Source organism: Marinobacterium ramblicola (assembly GCF_019084545.1).
In the GTDB taxonomy this organism is placed as follows: Bacteria; Pseudomonadota; Gammaproteobacteria; order Pseudomonadales; family Balneatricaceae; genus Marinobacterium_D; species Marinobacterium_D ramblicola.
Window position 1 is genome coordinate 41,131 of the sequence record NZ_JAHREP010000007.1, and the last position, 17,490, is coordinate 58,620.

17 protein-coding genes are annotated in these 17,490 nt (G+C 60.9%); 9 read left to right on the forward strand and 8 right to left on the reverse strand.

Annotation, left to right across the window (positions count from 1 at the left end):
- Positions 1–167: 167 nt before the first annotated feature.
- The 4 genes from KQ940_RS06910 to trmB all read left to right on the forward strand — a co-directional run bounded on the left by KQ940_RS06910 (position 168) and on the right by trmB (position 2,464).
- Positions 168–569, forward strand: coding sequence for a DUF423 domain-containing protein (locus KQ940_RS06910; RefSeq protein ID WP_217412708.1), 402 nt, complete (start codon positions 168–170; stop codon positions 567–569).
- Complete coding sequence (gene thiS / locus KQ940_RS06915) at positions 547–747, forward strand: sulfur carrier protein ThiS (RefSeq protein ID WP_217412709.1); 201 nt, start codon at positions 547–549, stop codon at positions 745–747. The genes KQ940_RS06910 and thiS overlap by 23 nt, the downstream gene beginning before the upstream one ends.
- A 49-nt stretch (positions 748–796) precedes the next feature.
- The gene (locus KQ940_RS06920; RefSeq protein WP_217412710.1) at positions 797–1,591 is read left to right on the forward strand and encodes a thiazole synthase; all 795 of its coding nucleotides are present in this window, start codon (positions 797–799) and stop codon (positions 1,589–1,591) included.
- A 174-nt stretch (positions 1,592–1,765) separates the two neighbouring features.
- Entirely contained in the window at positions 1,766–2,464 is a 699-nt protein-coding gene (trmB, locus tag KQ940_RS06925; protein WP_217412711.1) for a tRNA (guanosine(46)-N7)-methyltransferase TrmB, read from the forward strand.
- 70 nt (positions 2,465–2,534) lie between these two features.
- On the opposite strand, the gene KQ940_RS06930 is transcribed toward trmB, so the two are convergent.
- Positions 2,535–3,008: a Spy/CpxP family protein refolding chaperone gene (locus KQ940_RS06930; protein WP_217412712.1), complete on the reverse strand. Its 474-nt coding sequence runs from the start codon at positions 3,006–3,008 to the stop codon at positions 2,535–2,537.
- A 151-nt stretch (positions 3,009–3,159) separates the two neighbouring features.
- Here KQ940_RS06930 and KQ940_RS06935 point away from each other — a divergent pair, with 151 nt between their 5' ends.
- Together KQ940_RS06935 and KQ940_RS06940 are read left to right on the forward strand one after the other, a co-directional pair.
- On the forward strand, positions 3,160–3,876 hold the full coding sequence (locus KQ940_RS06935; protein WP_217412713.1) for a response regulator transcription factor: 717 nt from the start codon (positions 3,160–3,162) through the stop codon (positions 3,874–3,876).
- Positions 3,873–5,189 carry a sensor histidine kinase gene (locus KQ940_RS06940; protein ID WP_217412714.1) on the forward strand — a complete coding sequence of 439 codons (1,317 nt, stop codon included), beginning with the start codon at positions 3,873–3,875 and terminating at the stop codon, positions 5,187–5,189. The genes KQ940_RS06935 and KQ940_RS06940 overlap by 4 nt, the downstream gene beginning before the upstream one ends.
- Here the strand turns inward: KQ940_RS06940 and astA are convergent.
- The 5 genes from astA to glnK (KQ940_RS06965) all read right to left on the reverse strand — a co-directional run bounded on the left by astA (position 5,117) and on the right by glnK (KQ940_RS06965) (position 10,773).
- Positions 5,117–6,184 (reverse strand): arginine N-succinyltransferase, encoded by a 1,068-nt coding sequence (gene astA, locus KQ940_RS06945; RefSeq protein WP_217412715.1) that lies wholly within the window; start codon positions 6,182–6,184, stop codon positions 5,117–5,119. The two genes, KQ940_RS06940 and astA, sit on opposite strands and share 73 nt — an antisense overlap.
- Before the next feature lie 209 nt (positions 6,185–6,393).
- Positions 6,394–8,478 carry a putative bifunctional diguanylate cyclase/phosphodiesterase gene (locus tag KQ940_RS06950; RefSeq protein ID WP_217412716.1) on the reverse strand — a complete coding sequence of 695 codons (2,085 nt, stop codon included), beginning with the start codon at positions 8,476–8,478 and terminating at the stop codon, positions 6,394–6,396.
- A 142-nt stretch (positions 8,479–8,620) separates the two neighbouring features.
- Positions 8,621–8,959: a P-II family nitrogen regulator gene (gene glnK, locus KQ940_RS06955; protein ID WP_217412717.1), complete on the reverse strand. Its 339-nt coding sequence runs from the start codon at positions 8,957–8,959 to the stop codon at positions 8,621–8,623.
- Between the two features lie 167 nt (positions 8,960–9,126).
- Positions 9,127–10,386: an ammonium transporter gene (locus tag KQ940_RS06960; RefSeq protein ID WP_217412718.1), complete on the reverse strand. Its 1,260-nt coding sequence runs from the start codon at positions 10,384–10,386 to the stop codon at positions 9,127–9,129.
- 48 nt (positions 10,387–10,434) lie between these two features.
- Complete coding sequence (gene glnK, locus KQ940_RS06965; protein ID WP_217412719.1) at positions 10,435–10,773, reverse strand: P-II family nitrogen regulator; 339 nt, start codon at positions 10,771–10,773, stop codon at positions 10,435–10,437.
- 326 nt (positions 10,774–11,099) lie between these two features.
- Here glnK (KQ940_RS06965) and KQ940_RS06970 point away from each other — a divergent pair, with 326 nt between their 5' ends.
- Both KQ940_RS06970 and KQ940_RS06975 read left to right on the forward strand, forming a co-directional pair.
- Positions 11,100–11,393, forward strand: a complete 294-nt coding sequence (locus KQ940_RS06970; protein ID WP_217412720.1) for an accessory factor UbiK family protein — start codon at positions 11,100–11,102, stop codon at positions 11,391–11,393.
- A gap of 40 nt (positions 11,394–11,433) precedes the next feature.
- Positions 11,434–12,948, forward strand: a complete 1,515-nt coding sequence (locus tag KQ940_RS06975) for a YifB family Mg chelatase-like AAA ATPase (protein ID WP_217412721.1) — start codon at positions 11,434–11,436, stop codon at positions 12,946–12,948.
- A gap of 10 nt (positions 12,949–12,958) precedes the next feature.
- Here KQ940_RS06975 and KQ940_RS06980 read toward each other — a convergent pair whose 3' ends face one another.
- Complete coding sequence (locus tag KQ940_RS06980; RefSeq protein ID WP_217412722.1) at positions 12,959–14,662, reverse strand: putative bifunctional diguanylate cyclase/phosphodiesterase; 1,704 nt, start codon at positions 14,660–14,662, stop codon at positions 12,959–12,961.
- Between the two features lie 250 nt (positions 14,663–14,912).
- Between KQ940_RS06980 and rep the strand changes: the two genes are divergently transcribed.
- Positions 14,913–16,925: a DNA helicase Rep gene (gene rep, locus KQ940_RS06985; RefSeq protein WP_217412723.1), complete on the forward strand. Its 2,013-nt coding sequence runs from the start codon at positions 14,913–14,915 to the stop codon at positions 16,923–16,925.
- Positions 16,926–16,991: 66 nt separating this feature from the next.
- Here rep and KQ940_RS06990 read toward each other — a convergent pair whose 3' ends face one another.
- Complete coding sequence (locus KQ940_RS06990; RefSeq protein WP_217412724.1) at positions 16,992–17,426, reverse strand: c-type cytochrome; 435 nt, start codon at positions 17,424–17,426, stop codon at positions 16,992–16,994.
- Positions 17,427–17,490: the final 64 nt, after the last annotated feature.

The following is a 17,490-nucleotide window of genomic DNA, read 5'->3' on the forward strand; positions in this document are numbered from 1 at the left end:
CAGACGGTCGCTCGGCAGCGGTACCACCACCCCTTAGATAGCTTGGGTGCCAACTTCCCGGATGCCGGATACAAGCGGTACCACGGTAGAACGGGCGCGCAGGGGCGGGACAGGCCAGGCCCAGAGTGCGTATACTATGCACCCTGTTTCGTATTCCGGAGTAGTGGATGTCGGCCCGTCTGATCCTTCTGTGTGCCGCCCTCGGCGGCGCCTTGGCCGTGATGCTCGGTGCCTTTGCCGCACATGGGCTGCGCGATACGCTGGAGCCCCGTTTGCTGGAGGTGTTTCAGACCGGGGTGAGCTACCAGTTTTATCATGTGTTTGCCCTGTTCGGCGTCGGCCTGTTGCTGCAGCGCGACGATCTACGTGCGCTGAGGCTGAGCGCCGGGTTGTTTGGGCTCGGTATGCTGCTGTTCTGCGGCAGCCTCTATACCCTGGCGCTGACCGGCATACACTACTTCGGCATTATCACCCCGATAGGTGGGGTCTCATTGATTGCGGGCTGGCTGGTGCTGGCCTTCGCGATCTCAGGCAAGGTAAAGCAGAATGCAGATACAGGTGAACGGTGAGCCTTTTGACGCCGGTAAATGCACCACACTGGCCGAACTGGTAAACCGGTTGGGGCTGGCGGGGAAGCGCATTGCGATCGAGCTGAACATGGAGATCGTCCCGCGCAGCGAACACGACAAAACCGAACTCAAGGCCGGTGATCGCGTCGAGGTGGTGCACGCCATAGGTGGTGGCTGAGTCTCTATGCAGTACGGGCCTTCAATCAGAATTTAAGCAGGATCTACAGATGTCAGAGCAACAGCTGAACGACCCGCTGGTGATCGCCGGCAAAAGCTACCAATCCCGTCTGCTGGTGGGTACCGGCAAGTACAAGGATCTGCAGGAGACCGGAGAGGCGATCGCCGCCAGCGGTGCCGAGATCGTCACCGTTGCCGTGCGTCGTACCAACATCGGCCAGAACCCGGACGAGCCCAACCTGCTCGACGTGATCTCCCCGGACAAATACACCATCCTGCCCAACACCGCCGGTTGCTACACCGCACAGGATGCCGTGCGTACCTGCCGCCTGGCGCGTGAACTGCTCGACGGCCACGACCTGGTCAAGCTCGAGGTGCTGGGCGACCAGAAAACCCTCTACCCGAATATCGTCGAGACCCTGTCCGCGGCCGAGACACTGATCAAGGACGGGTTCAAGGTGATGGTCTACACCAACGACGATCCGATCGTGGCCAAGCAGCTGGAGGAGATGGGCTGCGTGGCGGTGATGCCGCTGGGCTCGCTGATCGGTTCGGGCCTTGGCATCCTCAACCCGCACAACATCCGCCTGATCATGGAAGAAGCCCAGGTGCCGATCATCGTCGATGCCGGCGTGGGCACCGCGTCCGACGCGGCCGTGGCGATGGAGATGGGCTGTGCCGGGGTGTTGATGAACACCGCCATCGCCGCCGCGAACAAGCCGGTGCTGATGGCCAGCGCCATGCGCAAGGCGATCGAGGCAGGACGCGAAGCGTTCCTGGCCGGGCGCATGCCGCGCAAGGCTTACGCCAGCGCCTCCTCGCCGCTGGCCGGTGTTATTGGTTGATTAACCCTGTTCAGGTTTCGGAGCTCTACGCTTCCTCCGAAGCGCTCAGGGCTATAGGTTTCCGGGACCGTCGGAGGCAGGATGCCGACGCCGAGCGTACAGGGAAGTATTCACAGCGTGTCCCGGAGGCCTGTAGCCCTGGGCGCGATCCGAGCTGAATTGAGACGTGAGTAAATGAGCGAAACAGAACAGCAGCGTCCGCTGCGCCAGGTACGCAGCTTCGTCGTCCGTGCAGGGCGTATGACCGAAGGGCAGGAACGTGCCCTGAAGGAGAACTGGCCGATCTACGGTCTGGAACTGAGCAACGGCATGCTCGATTTTTCCAGTCTGTTCGGCGATCAGCGTCCGGTGGTGCTGGAGATCGGCTTCGGCATGGGTGACTCCCTGATCGAGATGGCGCGCCGCGCGCCCCAGAAGGGGTTTATCGGCATCGAGGTGCACCCGCCCGGTGTTGGTCGCCTGCTGGCACGTGCCCGTGACGAGGGACTGGAGAATATCCGCGTGTTCTGCGACGACGCCATCGAAGTGCTGGCCAAGTGTATTCCGGACGCCAGCCTCGACTGTCTGCAGCTGTTCTTCCCCGACCCCTGGCCGAAGAAGCGCCACCACAAGCGCCGCATCGTACAGCCGGAGTTTGCCCAGACCATCCGCAAGAAGTTGCGTATCGGCGGCACCTTCCATATGGCCACGGACTGGCAGAACTACGCCGAGCATATGATGGAGGTGATGAGCACGGCAGAGGGATATCGCAACGCTGCCGGTGAGGGTGAGTACTCACCTCAGCCCGAGTGGCGGCCGGTGACCAAGTTCCAGAAGCGGGGGGAAAACCTTGGTCATGGCGTTTGGGACCTGATCTTCGAGCGGATCGACTGAGCGATCCAGTGCGACAAATGAAAAGAGAGTGCCAAGGCGCTCTCTTTTGCTATTCGGGCGGGTCGATCGATCAGCGGCAGTCGCGCTCCCCGCCGCGCTTGTGGTCGTCACGATTGTGGTGACCAAACCCCTTGCCATCCCGGTCACCGCGCTGCGCCATCAGCTCCTGCATCTTGGCCTGCTGCTCCGGGGTCAGGATCTTGCTCATCTCCAGCTTCATCTGTGCCTGGTTCTGCATCCGTTCGGCGACTCTGGCCTGAGCATCGGCAATCAACTTATCCACATCGGCCTGGAAAGTGTTCGAGCTTGGGTCCAGTGCGCGCATACCGCTCATCGGCCCCTGGCGCATCTCTTCATGCCGCTGCTGCCGCTCTTCGCGGTGCTGATCCCAGAGTTGCTGCATCTGGGCCTGCTGCTCCTCGGTAAGGTTCAACGCCTCGGCGAAGCGTTGGCGGTAATCCCCCTTCTCGTGGGCAACGGCGACACCGGCGACGGCGGTGGCAAGCAGGGTGGCGGCGATACCGCCGATCAGTAATTTACGCATGGATAGATCTCCTCATCTGTTCTGTTGATGGGCTCAGTATGCGCAACGCCAGCGCTAAGTTGGGTTAGGCCGGGGTAAAGTTTGGTAAAGCTTCCCCGAGGCGGGGTCAAAGGCCTTAATATTGGGACAGGACAGAGTTTCGGGAAGCGTTATGAGTAATGAGCGACTGCTGATCATCGACGACGATGTCGAGTTATGTAATCTGCTGAGTGATTACCTTGGCCATGAAGGCTATCGGGTCGATGCCAGCCATTCGGCGGAAGCGGCACTGCAGCGTCTGGCGGCCGATGACGACTGGGATCTGCTGATTCTCGATATTCAGATGCCAGGTGCCAGCGGTCTGGAGCTGCTGCAGCAGTTGCGTCCGCGTGTTCGTACACCGGTGATCATGCTCACCGGTCGCGGCGATGAGATCGATCGCATACTCGGGCTTGAGATGGGGGCCGACGATTACCTGGGCAAGCCCTGCAATCCGCGGGAGTTGCTGGCCCGCGTGCGTGCCGTGCTGCGCCGTGCTGGACCGGATCTGGCCACCGAGCCGCGGCTGTTTCCGGAACAGGCGATCGAACGCTCCGGGCTGCGTCTCGATCCGGGTTTGCGCGAGGTAAGCGTGAACGGTGAGGCGGTGGAACTGACCAGTGCCGAGTTCAATGTGCTCGCCTACCTGATGCATAACGCCGGACGGGTGATGAGCAAGGAGCAGCTGACCGAGCTGGTGCTGCACCGCAAGCTGACCGCCTACGATCGCGCGCTGGACGTGCATGTCAGCCGGGTGCGACAGAAGCTGACGCCCTTGGTTGGCGAAGGCGTTGAGCTGATCAAGACGATCCGTGGTCAGGGCTATCAGTTTGTGAAGGACAGTGCATGAAGTGGTACAGCAAGCTGTTCTGGAAGATCTTCCTGGTGATCTGGCTGGTCAGCGCGGCGGGCACCGGCATCACCGTGCTTGGGGTGTTGTCGGTAGCGGAGCAGCGACAGAGCCGGGAACTGCTGGAGACGCGTGCCCGGGCGCAGGCCAGTCTGATGCTGGATCGCCTGTCCCGGGGAGAGCTGGATGAGCACGGGCGGTTTCACGATGCCGATCGCCACGACCGGCGTCGGCCATTGCCGCTGTGGATAGTGGATGCACAGAGCGGCAAGGTGGTAGTCGGTGTCAACGACCGCCCGCCTCCGGGGCCGGAAGCGGTGCGTTTCGAGCTGGAGGAGGGCGGCAAGCACCTGTATGTGGTGGTGCCGGCGCCGCGGGAGGGGTTCTATCTCAAACGCCTGCTTGCTTTCCTGCTGTCGATGCAGGCGGTGCTGGTGCTGCTGGTATCGGCCCTGGCCAGCCTGCTGTTGAGCTGGTTGATCGTGCGTCCGATCAATCAGTTGCGCCGCCATGCCCGCGATCTCTACCTGCACCAGAATCTAAGCAGTCGCGCCCACTCCCGGCTCAGTCGGCGCAGTGACGAGATCGGTGAGCTGTCGCGGGAGTTCAACCAGATGGCCGGCTACGTGGAGGAGACGCTGACCGCCCAGCAGCGCCTGCTGCAGGATGTATCACACGAACTGCGTGCACCGCTGGCGCGGCTGCAGGTGGCGGCGGGGCTGGCGGAGCAGCGGTTGGGCGAGGGTGATACCACCGCCGAGCGGATCAACCGTGAGTGCGAGCAGCTGGATGGGCTGATCGCCGAGATTCTCTCGCTGTCCCGTCTGGATCAGGCGCCGGTGGAGGGGGAGGTGTTCGCCGTCGCGCAGATGTTTGACGAGATCCGCCAGGATCTGCACTACACCCAGCCCGAGCGGGAGCTCGATACCCACATTGAACCGACCGATCTGCGGCTGGCGATCAATGGCGACCTACTGCGCCGGGCGTTGGATAATCTGGTGAGTAACGCGCTGAAGTACACGCCGATGGAGACCGCTCTGACACTGAGCGCGCGGCGGCTGGCGGACCGGAGTATCGAGATCCGTCTGCGCGATCGCGGTGAGGGGGTATCGGATGAGCTGCTGACGCGGTTGACCGAACCCTTCGTGCGTGCGCACCAGGGCGGCGACGGCTATGGCCTTGGGTTGAGCATTGCCAAGCGGGCTATCGAGCGCCTGGGCGGGAGCCTGCAGTTGCACAATCACCCGGAGGGCGGGCTGGAGTGCGTGATCCGTTTGCCGGAGGCGGTGCGCAGGGCAACGGCGCGAACATGATCGCCATCCGACACGTTCAATGCATGCGCTAGCCTGGGCCTTAGCAGGACCTGCGAGCGACTGGGTTTGATCAGGCCGGTGGTGCAGCGAAAACCGGTTGTCTTCGTGTTGGCGATCAGGAACTGCTGGGCTTCCTCGATATCCGGGTGATCCTGCACAGTGACGCGCAGACGTCTGCTCTGGGTGATGGCGCGGATGTCTTTTTGTCGCGCCACCAGGGTCGGACCCGCATCGAAGATATCGATATAGTTCTCGAACCTGAACCCCTCCATCTCCAGCATCTTGTACGCCGCCTCCGTATTGGGGTGAACCCGGCCGATCACCTCCTGGGCATCCTTGGGTAGCAGGTGGATGTAGATCGAGTGTTTGGGCATCAGCTCGGCGATGAACACCTTGTTGCCGGCACCGGTCAGGTAGTCCGCCCTGTCGTAATCCATGGAGAAGAAGTGGCGCCCCAGCCCCTCCCAAAATGGATTGGTGTGTTGCGGGTCGGTAAACCCCCGCATCTCGGCGATCACGCGCTCATTGAAGCGGTTGGCATGTTCCGCGATGAACAGGAAACGGCACTTTGACAGCAGGGTGCCGACACCGCCCTGGCGGTATTGCGGGCGCAGATAGAGCGTGCACAGCTCGGAGCTCCCGGTGTAGTCGTTACACAGGTTCAGGGTCTTGAACTCGTTATACACCCCCAACTCTCGTGAAGAGTGTACAACCGTGCTCAGGTGATAGTGGTAGAAGGGGGTGTCCAACCCTACTGCCGCCGCGATGCCGCAGGTGCCGGCCACTTCGCCGTTGGCTGGGTCCTCCAGTACGAACAGGTAGGTTTCGGGACCGGGGCGGGTGGCGGGTGCGCGCAGGGTCTCGACCGATACCCGGATCTTGTCGGCGAGAAAGTCGGGATTATCGGGCAGGGAGGTAAAACCGGGACCGGATTCGATGGCGATCTGGTGCAGAAGTTCGAGATCTCGATATTCGATGGGCCTGATCACAAACACGCGCGCCTCCTTCGCCGGATTCCGGCGGTCATTCGCTCTTGTTGAGTGTAGCCGGTGTGGCAAAAAGCGTAATGCTGGAGCGGTATCTGCTGTGTATAAAACTGTGATTTAAAGCTGTATAGGATGACGATATAGATATTTTTGTTTTTATAAACAAAACGATATATTTGATCCCAGTGGTGATAGGGCTGTGGATAAGGTTGTGTGAGTTAGCTGGAGGAGGAGGTTTGATCCGGGGCGTACTGTTCGATTAGCGCCTCGATCGGCAGCGGCTTATTGAACAGGTAACCCTGCCCGACCCGGCAGCTGGAGGCGAGCAGGAACTGACGCTGCTCCTCGGTTTCGATCCCCTCGGCCAGCACCTGCAGGCCGAGCTGGCGGGCCATCAGAATGATGGTCGAAGTGATCGCCACATCGTCTCGATCGTCCGGGATATCCTGTACGAACGAGCGGTCTATCTTCAGCACCTGGACCGGCATCTTTTTCAGATAGCTCAACGATGAATAACCGGTGCCGAAGTCGTCGATCGCCAGCGTCAGCCCCAGTTGGCGGAGCTTGCGCAGCACCTCCACCGAGTGGGTGAAGTTATCCATCATCAGGCCTTCGGTGATCTCCAGCTCCAGCGCTTCGGCCGGCAGCCCTGTCTCGCGCAGCACCGAGGCAACGGTAGCGTGGAGACCGAGATCGTCGAACTGGCGGGCGGACAGGTTGACCGCGACCCTGAATCGGTCGCCGATCAACGCGCGCACCCGCAACGCCTGGCGGCAGGCCTGTAATAGTACCCAGCGCCCGATCGGGATGATGAGGCCGGTCTCCTCCGCCATGGGGATAAACTCGCTGGGCGATATTGGGCCTTCGATGGGGTGCTCCCAGCGCAGCAGCGCCTCCATCCCGACCAGGTTGCCGCTGAGCAGGTCGATCTGCGGCTGGTACACCAGCTTGAGCTCGTTGCGGTCCAGCGCCTGGCGCAGGTCGTGCTCGAGTGTCAGTGCCCGGCGTGCTTCCGCATTCATCTCGGGGCTGTAGAACTGGTAGGTGTTGCGACCGATATGCTTGGCGCGATACATCGCCAGGTCGGCATTGCGCAGCAGGCTGCTGACATCCATCGCATCGATGCCGATCAGGGTGATGCCGATACTGACCGTGACCTGCATCTGATGGGTGCCGATATCGAGCGGCTGCGCCAGCAGCTCGATGATATCGTCTGAATAGTCGCGAATACGGTCGATCGAGGATAGATCCCGCAGAATCACGGTGAACTCATCACCGCCTAACCGGTATACGGTATGCGGCTCGTTGACACAGAAGCGCAGGCGGTTGGCGACGGTGCGTAGCAGCTTGTCGCCCGCTTCATGACCCATGGTGTCGTTGATCTTTTTGAAGTGATCCAGATCCAGCAGCAACAGGGCACGGATATCGTCGCTGGGGGTGCGTAACAGCTCCTCCAGCTGATCGCGGAAACGGCGGCGGTTGCCCAGGTCGGTCAGTGGATCAAAGAACGCCAGCCGCTCCATCTGCTGCTGATGCTCTTTGAGCTGGGTGATATCGTCGCTGACCGATACAATCTTCGACAGGGTGCCGTTTTCGTCCAGGATCGGCGAGATCGACTGCAGGCTCCAGTAGAAACTGCCATCCTTGCGCCGGTTATGCAGGGTGCCGCGCCATTTCTGGTGGCGACGGATGGTGCTCCACAGTTCATCGTACACCTCCCGTGGCGTGTTGCCTGACTTCAGGAAGGAGGGCTGCATACCGAGTACTTCGCCGATGGAGTAGCCGCTGATATCGCTAAAACGGGAATTGACGTATTCGATGCCGCCCTGGGCATCGGTAATCACCACGGCGCTGCCGCTGTTCTCGACGGCATTGGAGAGCTGTTTCAGCTCCAGCTCGCGTTGGCGATGAATCCTCTCGTCCTGGACCAGCGCCAGTACGGCGCAGACCTGGCCCTGGTCATCTGTCAACGCAGACAGATGCAGTTGCAGATCGATGGCGCCGTCCGGGCTCGGTATACGGAGCTGGCTCAGAGTGTAACTGCGCTTCTCGATGAGGTAGAGGGCTGCCAGTGTATCCAGAAGCTGGGAGGCAGCATGACTTTGCAGCAGACAGTCGTTGGCACTGTTGGAATCGCCACCGGTACACAGCAGCTGATCGAAGGCGCGGTTAGTGGCGAGGCAATAACCGCTGGCATTTAACAGGCAGGCACTGACAGGAGAGTCGGCGAGGTTTCTGAAAACCTTCAGTGCATACTCCTGCTTCCGGTATTCAGACTCCAGGGAAGCCTGCTGATCACTCATCTGCACTTATACTGCCTATGCCAGTTCCGAGCTGATTGCTGATGCTAGCAAATGCCGCACAAAGTGCAATGTTTCAGCGACATGGCGGTCTTAACCTGTTGAAAGTGAGGTGTTAAAACCTTGGCTGCCAATATCGAGACGCTCAAAGAGCGTCTGAGCCTGTTTCGCCGGTGCGGATACGGATCACCTGTTCCAGCGGCATAACGAAGATCTTGCCGTCGCCGATCTTGCCGGTGTTGGCGGTCTGGCTGATCGCCTCGATCACCTGCTCGACCATGCCGTCATCCACTGCGACCTCGAGTTTAACCTTGGGCAGAAAGTCGACGACATACTCAGCACCACGATAAAGCTCGGTATGTCCCTTCTGACGGCCAAAACCCTTGACCTCGGTAACCGTGACGCCCTGGATGCCGATATCGGACAGTGCTTCGCGCACATCATCAAGTTTGAATGGCTTGATCACAGCAGAAACCAGTTTCATCGTTTTACTCCTCGTTCATCGTTAGGCGCATCCCAGGGCTGCTGAATGGCTCGGCAGCGGATACACCAGTATACCCACAATAGATTGGTTGCGCATATGCGTCACCAGGGTTTAAACGCAAAGAGGGAGCCCGTTGGCTCCCCCTGATTCCCGCGAGCGGGCGAGTGTTACTTCGTGCTGGACACGAATTCCGGGTAGGCTTCCATACCGCACTCGGAAAGGTCGACACCGTCGTACTCTTCCTCTTCGCTGACACGGACGCCCATGATCGCTTTGATGGCCAGCCACACGATCAGGCTGACAACGAATACCCAGATGAAGATGGTCAGCGCGCCGATGATCTGGCCGGAGAAGCTGGAGCCGTCATTGGTGACCGGTACCAGCAGCAGGCCGAGCAGACCGCAGACACCGTGTACGGAGATCGCACCGACCGGATCGTCGATCTTCAGCTTGTCCAGAGTGATGATGGCGAAGACCACCAGCACGCCGCCCAGAGCGCCGAAGATGGTAGCCTGCAGCGCAGACGGAGTGGACGGCTCAGCGGTGATCGCCACCAGACCGGCCAGTGCACCGTTCAGCGCCATGGTCAGGTCAGCCTTGCCGAACAGGATGCGGGCAACGATCATGGCGGCAACGACACCACCGGCAGCGGCGGCGTTGGTGTTCATGAATACGACAGCAACGGAGTTGGCGCTTTCAACGGATGCAGTGGCCAGAACGGAACCACCGTTGAAGCCGAACCAGCCCAGCCACAGGATGAAGGCACCCAGTGTTGCCATCGGCAGGTTGCAGCCCGGAATCGCGTTGATCTCGCCATTCTTGCCATATTTGCCCTTACGAGCGCCCAGTACCAGAACACCGGCCAGTGCAGCGGCGGCACCCGCCATGTGGACGATGCCGGAACCGGCGAAGTCGGAGAAACCGAGGTCACCCAGGGTGTACATACCGAACACGGCATTGCCGCCCCAGGTCCATGCGCCCTCCATCGGGTAGATGAAACCGGTCATGACCACGGCGAACAGCAGGAACGACCAGAGCTTCATACGCTCGGCAACGGCACCGGAGACGATCGACATCGCGGTTGCTACGAATACCACCTGGAAGAAGAAGTCGGCAGAGGGTGCATAAGTGGCGGGCTCTTCAGCGCCGGTGAAGCCGTCGCCGGTGATGCCGCTGAGGAAGTATTCACCGCCGTACATGATGGCGTAACCGCTGACGAAGTACATAATGCAGGCGATCGCATACAGCGCGATGTTCTTGGTCAGGATCTCGGTGGTGTTCTTGGCACGGACCAGACCGGCTTCGAGCATGGCGAAACCTGCCGCCATCCACATCACCAGCGCACCGCACACCAGGAAGTAGAAGGTGTCGAGTGCGTATTTGAGCTGGGTCACATCCCCAGCTGTTGTATTCAGAAGTTCTTCCATCTGTTTAGCCCTCCATCAGGCCTACAACATCATTAAACAGTGAGTGGATCAGAGTGCGTCGTGGCCGGTCTCGCCGGTGCGGATGCGTATCACCTGCTCCAGCGGCATGACGAAGATCTTGCCATCGCCGATCTTGCCGGTCTGGGCAGCCTTGCTGATCGCTTCGAGTACCTGGTCTACGATGTCGTCTGCGACAGCGGCGTCGATGCGAACCTTCGGCAGAAAATCAACGACATATTCGGCACCGCGGTAGAGTTCCGTATGCCCCTTCTGACGACCGAAGCCTTTAACCTCGGTTACGGTGATGCCCTGAACTCCGATGTCGGACAGTGCTTCACGTACGTCATCCAGCTTGAACGGTTTGATAATTGCTGAAATCAGTTTCATCTCTGAAGTCCCCTTTGGAATATAGGTAACGAGGTGTGCGCTGCTTGGGGGCGCGGCACGCCTCAGTTGAAACGCGATGAAGCCAGAACTGTGCCACTTATAAAAAACACATAATAAACAATTAGATATGCTTGTTGGCCAAAAAACACACAGGGCCGTAAGAGTGCGTCATCGGTAAAATTGTGCGTTTTTTGTGCACTGATTCGGTGTGTGCAATATTTTGGTGCGCTCTATTTTGGCTTGTGCACCAAGCCTGACAGCGGGCCGCGACGGCGGTATAGTTTCCGGGCAGATAAATGACAGAGGTCCAGGGGAGTTGTGACTCTATGCGTCAGAAATTGATAGACAGCCTTAACGCCCAGATTGGCCATCTGTTCGAGGGCGCGCGTGAACTGCCGGGCCAGCATGAGCTGCAGCAGCAGATCCGCACGCTGGTTCAGGGCACCTTTTCGCGCCTGGATCTGGTGACGCGTGATGAGTTCGATGCTCAGCGTGCCGTGCTGGCGCGCACCCGCGAGCTGGTCGAGCAGTTGGAGAAGCGCGTCGTCGAACTCGAACAGCAGGGACAGCAGCCGGTTGTCGATACCGACCAGCCGGGCAGCGATACGCCCACCGAATAATTCGCTGGTAACTGCCAGCCCATGACCCAGGGACGGAGTCATGTCATTAGCCATCGTTCATACACGGGCGCAGTTGGGTGTCGATGCACCCGCTGTTGCCGTCGAGGTTCACCTCTCGGGAGGGCTGCCCTCCCTGTCGATCGTCGGGCTGCCGGAGGCCGCGGTCAAGGAATCCCGTGAACGCGTTCGCAGCGCGTTGATCACCGCCGGCTTTGATTTTCCCCAACGCCGTATCACCATCAACCTGGCCCCCGCGGACCTGCCGAAAGAGGGCGGGCGCTACGATCTCGCCATCGCGCTCGGCATCCTGCAGGCCTCGGGGCAGCTCAAGGCTGACGGGCTGGAGGGCTACGAGGTGTTGGGTGAGCTGGCGCTGTCCGGGGATATCCGGCCGTTAAGGGGCGTATTGCCGGCAGCGATCGCCTGTGGCCAGGCGCAGCGTGTGTTGATCGTACCCGAGGCGAACGCCGACGAGGCGGTGATGACCGGGCACACGCGCGTACTGGCCGTGGCCCATCTGCTGCGCTTGTGTGAGCACTTGAGAGGCGGTGAAAAGCTTGCCCCGCATCAGCGAGGGGGCGCCTTGCCCTGCCTGCCGGTGGTGCCCGATCTGGCCGATGTTCGTGGCCAGCTGCAGGCGCGTCGGGCGCTGGAGGTGGCGGCGGCCGGTGGGCATAACCTGCTGTTCAGTGGCCCGCCGGGCAGTGGCAAGAGCATGTTGGCGGCACGCCTGCCCGGATTGATGCCGCCGCTGAGCCTGGAGGAGAGTCTGCAGGTGGCGGCCGTGCATTCGGTGGCGGGACTGCCCGTTGTCGCCGCCTGTTCCGGTCAGCGTCCGTTCCGTGCGCCCCATCATACCGCCTCGGCGGTGGCGTTGGTTGGCGGTGGCGGACGACCGCGTCCCGGTGAGATCTCCCTGGCCCACCAGGGTGTGCTGTTCCTGGATGAGCTGCCGGAGTTCCCGCGTCGCGTGCTTGAGGTGATGCGCGAGCCGCTGGAAACCGGCGAGATCCTGATCTCCCGCGCTGCACGTTCGACCGCCTATCCCGCCCGCTTCCAGCTTGTTGCGGCGATGAACCCCTGTCCCTGTGGCTACTTCGACGACGGCACCAGCCGCTGTCGCTGCACGCCGGACCAGATCAACCGCTACCAGCAGCGTATCTCGGGTCCGCTGTTGGATCGCATCGACCTGCAGTTGCAAGTACCGGCGCTGTCGCCGCAGGAGTTGCTGACGCCGGCGGCGCCGGGTGAAGCCAGTGCCAGGGTGCGTGAGCGGGTGCTGGTCGCGCGTGAGCGACAGCTGCAGCGTCAGGGCAAGGCGAACCGGGATCTGAGCGGACAAGAGCTGGATCGGCATTGTGCACTGGATGCCCGGGGACGGGAGCTGCTGTCACGGGTCATGGCGCAGCACCTGCTATCGGCACGGGCCTGTCACCGGTTGTTGCGGGTGGCGCGAACGCTGGCCGATCTGGAGGGGGTGAATGCCATTGCGCAAGCTCACCTGCTGGAGGCGCTGATCTATCGCGGCAAGTGGACAGAGCAGGGGGTAGTGTAGGACGCGGGCGTCAGCGCGCCTGCATCTCGTTGGCACCGAGCATCTTCAGGAACAGCTCAAGGCTGACCGGGGGGCTGAAGAAGTAGCCCTGCACCTGGTCGCAATCCTGTTTGATCAGGAACTCGAGCTGGGCCTTGGTTTCCACCCCTTCGGCGATCACGCTCTTCTGCAGGTTGTGGGCGAGGCTGACGATGGCGCGCACGATCTCTTCGTCATCCGCGTTACCCGGCACGCCGGCGATAAACGATTTGTCGATCTTCAACTTGGTGATCGGCAGCTTCTGCAAAAGCGAGAAGGAGGAGTAGCCGGTGCCGAAATCGTCCAGTGAGAACTCGATGCCGTGGGCGCTCAGCGTGCGGATACACTCTTTGACATGCAGCTCGTCGCTGAACAGTGCGGTTTCGGTCAGCTCGAACTCCAGCATCGAGGCATCGATATTGAACTGCTCGATCAGGCGTTCGATGGTGCGTGCCAGGTAGGTATCCTGGAACTGCCGGAATGACAGGTTGACGCCGATATGGCCGTGCAGACCCGCCTCGCGGATCAGTTTCATATCGCGCCCGGCCTGCTGAATGACCCAGTAACCGATCGGTACGATCAGCCCTGATTTCTCGCAGGCGGGGATAAAATCGTCCGGCCGGATCAGGCCGCGCTCGGGGTGTTGCCAGCGGATCAGCGCTTCGGCGCCGGTGATGCAGCCGGTGCGCAGGTCGATACGCGGCTGGTAGTGCAATACGAACTCACCCTTCTGCAGTGCGCGCCAGAGCTCCGGTTCCAGGGTGATATCGGCGTTGCCGCTTTGGTCCTGCTTCTGGTCGAATATTGCGTAGCTCAGGCCGTTCAGGGCTTTGGCGCGGATGCGGGCCAGGCCTGATTGCTTGATCAAAGTGTCGAACTCACTGCTGTGCTGGGGTGAGAACGCGACCCCGATACTGCAGCTGAGCGACTTCTCGCCATCGCCGAAGCTGTAATCCGGCATCAGCTCGGCGACCAGCTCGGCGATCAGCTCCTTGCTGCGGTGTTCGATAACATCGCACTCATCCACCGGCAGTACCAGGGCAAACTCGTCGCTGCCGATGCGGGCCAGGTGCCGGGTACCCTTGCAGCGGTGCAGGCGGCGGCTCAGCTCCAGCACCACTTCGTCACCGGCATCATGACCGTACTCGTTGTTGAAGCGGCTGAAGCCGTCGAAATCGACGGTGATAAGCGCCAACTGCTGCCCCTGCTGCAACTCGTTGAGCAGCGCCTGATAGAAGTACTGACGATTGCCAACTCCGGTCAGCGGATCGGTGATCTTCAGCTGTGCCAGTGCATCCTGACTGCGGCGGGTGCACTGGGCGTAGCGCAGGGAGCGCAGCAGCAGATCCCGGTTCAGCTGCTGCAGGCAGAGCTGGTCGATCAGCGGCTGGCGTACCAACAGCGTCGGATCGGCGTCGGTCAGGTGGTCGTTAAAGATGATGATCGGCAAGCCGGGATGCTTGAGCTGGATCTGCTTGAGCTGACTCTGCAGTGCCTGGCGGTCATGGGTATAACAGAGCAGCAGTGCCCGGTCGTGCAGTTGCCGCTCAAGCTGGCTGAAACTGGCGCAGGCGTGCAGTGTGAAACCGTCTTCAGGCAGCAGCACCGATTGCAGCAGCGGCTTGAGCCGTGCTGTCGGGTCCAGAAGCAGCAGGGGCTGCTCTTCCGCTTGAACTGCCTGTTCTAATGCCAGCATCTGCCGGTCCTTTTGAAACTGCTGGAGGTACGGAGGGCGAATCGCGCTTAAAATTGCATTTCACTTGCGATAGTGCCCCCTTTAAAATAGCAGGGCCGCGCCAGAGTACCACGTTAAAATCCGGCTTTAAACATGCGTTTAAGTCGTTTTGGATCAGTCTCTTAGGCTACCAACTTCAGAATCATCTGAAGAGAGTGTTCAATCCTATAGCGGCCAGGTTGCGGAAATATTTAGTGTTATTTGAGGTGCTATGAGCAAGCTGAACCCCCGTCAGCAAGAGGCGGTCCACTATATCGGTGGGCCGCTCTTGGTTCTGGCCGGTGCCGGATCGGGCAAAACCAGCGTGATCACGCGCAAGATCGCCTACCTGGTTCAGCAGTGCGGCATCGAGGCGCGCCACATTGCGGCAGTGACCTTTACCAACAAGGCCGCCCGCGAGATGAAGGAGCGTGTCGGCAACCTGATCCAGGGCAAGGCCAGCCGTGGTCTGACCGTGTCTACCTTCCACAACCTGGGCCTCAATATCATCCGCCGCGAACACAAGGCGCTGGGGTTCAAGCCCGGTTTCTCGATCTTCGACGATCAGGACAGCAAGGCGCTGCTGCGCGACCTGCTGATCCATCACGACGAGGATGCCGATCATGTACAGATGGTGCAGCACCAGATCTCGACCTGGAAGAATGACATGATCGAGCCGCAGCAGGCGCTGGAGCTGGCGCAGGGGCCGCATGAGATCCTGTCCGCGCGCGCCTACGAGGCCTACAACCGCCATCTGCGCGCCTACAACGCGGTTGATTTCGACGACCTGATTCTGGTGCCGGTGCGGCTGTTCACCGCACAGCCCGACGTACTGGAGCGCTGGCAGCACCGCATCCGCTACCTGCTGGTGGACGAATATCAGGACACCAACCTGTCGCAGTACCGCCTGGTGCGCCAGCTGGTCGGCCACCGCGCGGCGCTGACCGTGGTCGGCGATGACGACCAGTCGATCTACGCCTGGCGCGGCGCCCGGCCGGAGAACCTGGCGCAGCTGCAGGAGGATTTTCCCGGTCTCAAGGTGGTCAAGCTGGAGCAGAACTACCGCTCTACCAGCCGGATTCTGAAGGCGGCCAACACCCTGATCGCCAACAACCCGCACGTGTTCGACAAGACGCTGTGGAGCGAGATGGGCTTCGGCGAACCTATCCGGGTGATCCATACCCGCAACGAGGATGCCGAGTGCGACCGCATCGCCACCGAGATTCTGGATCGCCATCTGCGTGAGAAGATCCAGTTCCGCGACTTTGCCGTGCTCTATCGCGGCAACCACCAGTCACGCCTGCTGGAGATGAAACTGCAGAGCTACCAGGTGCCGTACAAGCTCAACGGCGGCACCTCCTTCTTCGCCCGCGCCGAGATCAAGGACCTGATGGGCTACCTGAAGGTTCTGGTCAACCGCGAGGACGACAACGCCTTTCTGCGCATCATCAACCTGCCCAGGCGGGAGATCGGGCCGACCACGCTGGAGAGGTTGGGCCACTACGCCAACGAGCGCCATATCAGCCTGTTCGATGCCTGTGGCGAGATCGGCCTGGAGCAGGTGTTGCCGGAGCGCGCCGTCGAGCGCCTGCGTCGTTTCTGCCATATGCTCGAGAGCCTGTATCAGCGCTGCCTGCAGGGCGACCCGATCGCTGCCATCCGCGAACTGATCGCCGAGATCGAATACGAGGACTGGATCCGGCAGAACTGCTCCAGCGATGCGGTGGCCGACAAGCGGATCCAGAACGTCTGGTTCCTGGTCGACTCCCTGCGTTCTACGCTGGAGCGTCTGCAGGAGGAGGACCCGGATGCCGGCATCCAAGAGGCGATTGCGCGGCTGATGCTGCTCGATATGCTCGATCGACAGGAGGAGGAAGACGACTCCGACCGGGTTCAGCTGATGACGTTGCACGCCAGCAAGGGGCTGGAGTTCCCCCATGTCTACCTGATGGGGATGGAGGAGGAGCTGCTGCCGCACCGCAACAGCATCGAGTCCGATACCATCGAGGAGGAGCGCCGCCTGGCCTATGTCGGCATCACCCGCGCCAAGCAGACCCTGGCGATGACCCTGGCCAAAAAACGGCGCCAGTTCGGTGAGGAGGTGGAGTGCGCGCCAAGCCGCTTCCTGGAGGAGCTGCCGCCGGAGGATATCGAAACCGAGGGGCTGGGGCAGGTGAATCCCGAACGCAACAAGGCGCGGGGCAGAGCGACGCTTGCTTCGCTATTGGATGGACTGGATTGCTGAATCCGCGTTCCTGAAACAGAAAAGACCACCCGGAGGTGGCCTTTTCGATGGCACGGGTGCTGAATATCAGCCGCCGTTCGCCATGTACTCGATGGCAGACTTGATCTCGTCGTCGGAGCAGTCGGCACAGGTACCACGCGGCGGCATGGAGTTAATGCCATTAAGCGCATTGCTCAGCAGGGTGTCCAGACCCTTCTCGGCCAGACGGTCGGCCATCTCGCTGGTGCCGAATTTCGGAGCGCCCAGCACGCCGGAGCCGTGGCAGGCGGCACACTTGCCGTTGTAGATCTCTTCACCGCTACGGGCGCCACCGGTCGAAGCGGTTGCCGCCGCGGCTGCGCCGCCGCAGCTTTCATCGCCCTGGATGCAGACTTCGCCGACCGGCTTGATACGCTCGATGATCGCCTCATCGGAAGTGGCAGCCTGTACGGTGCTGGTCAGCGCCAGTCCCAGGCCCAGTGCGGCAAGTGCTTTAACAGCATTGGCAGCAAATTTGTTCACAGTCACAACCTCTTGTCAGGAAATGGGCTTGGCAGCTTGTCTGCACACCCCACGCGAGGCAGGC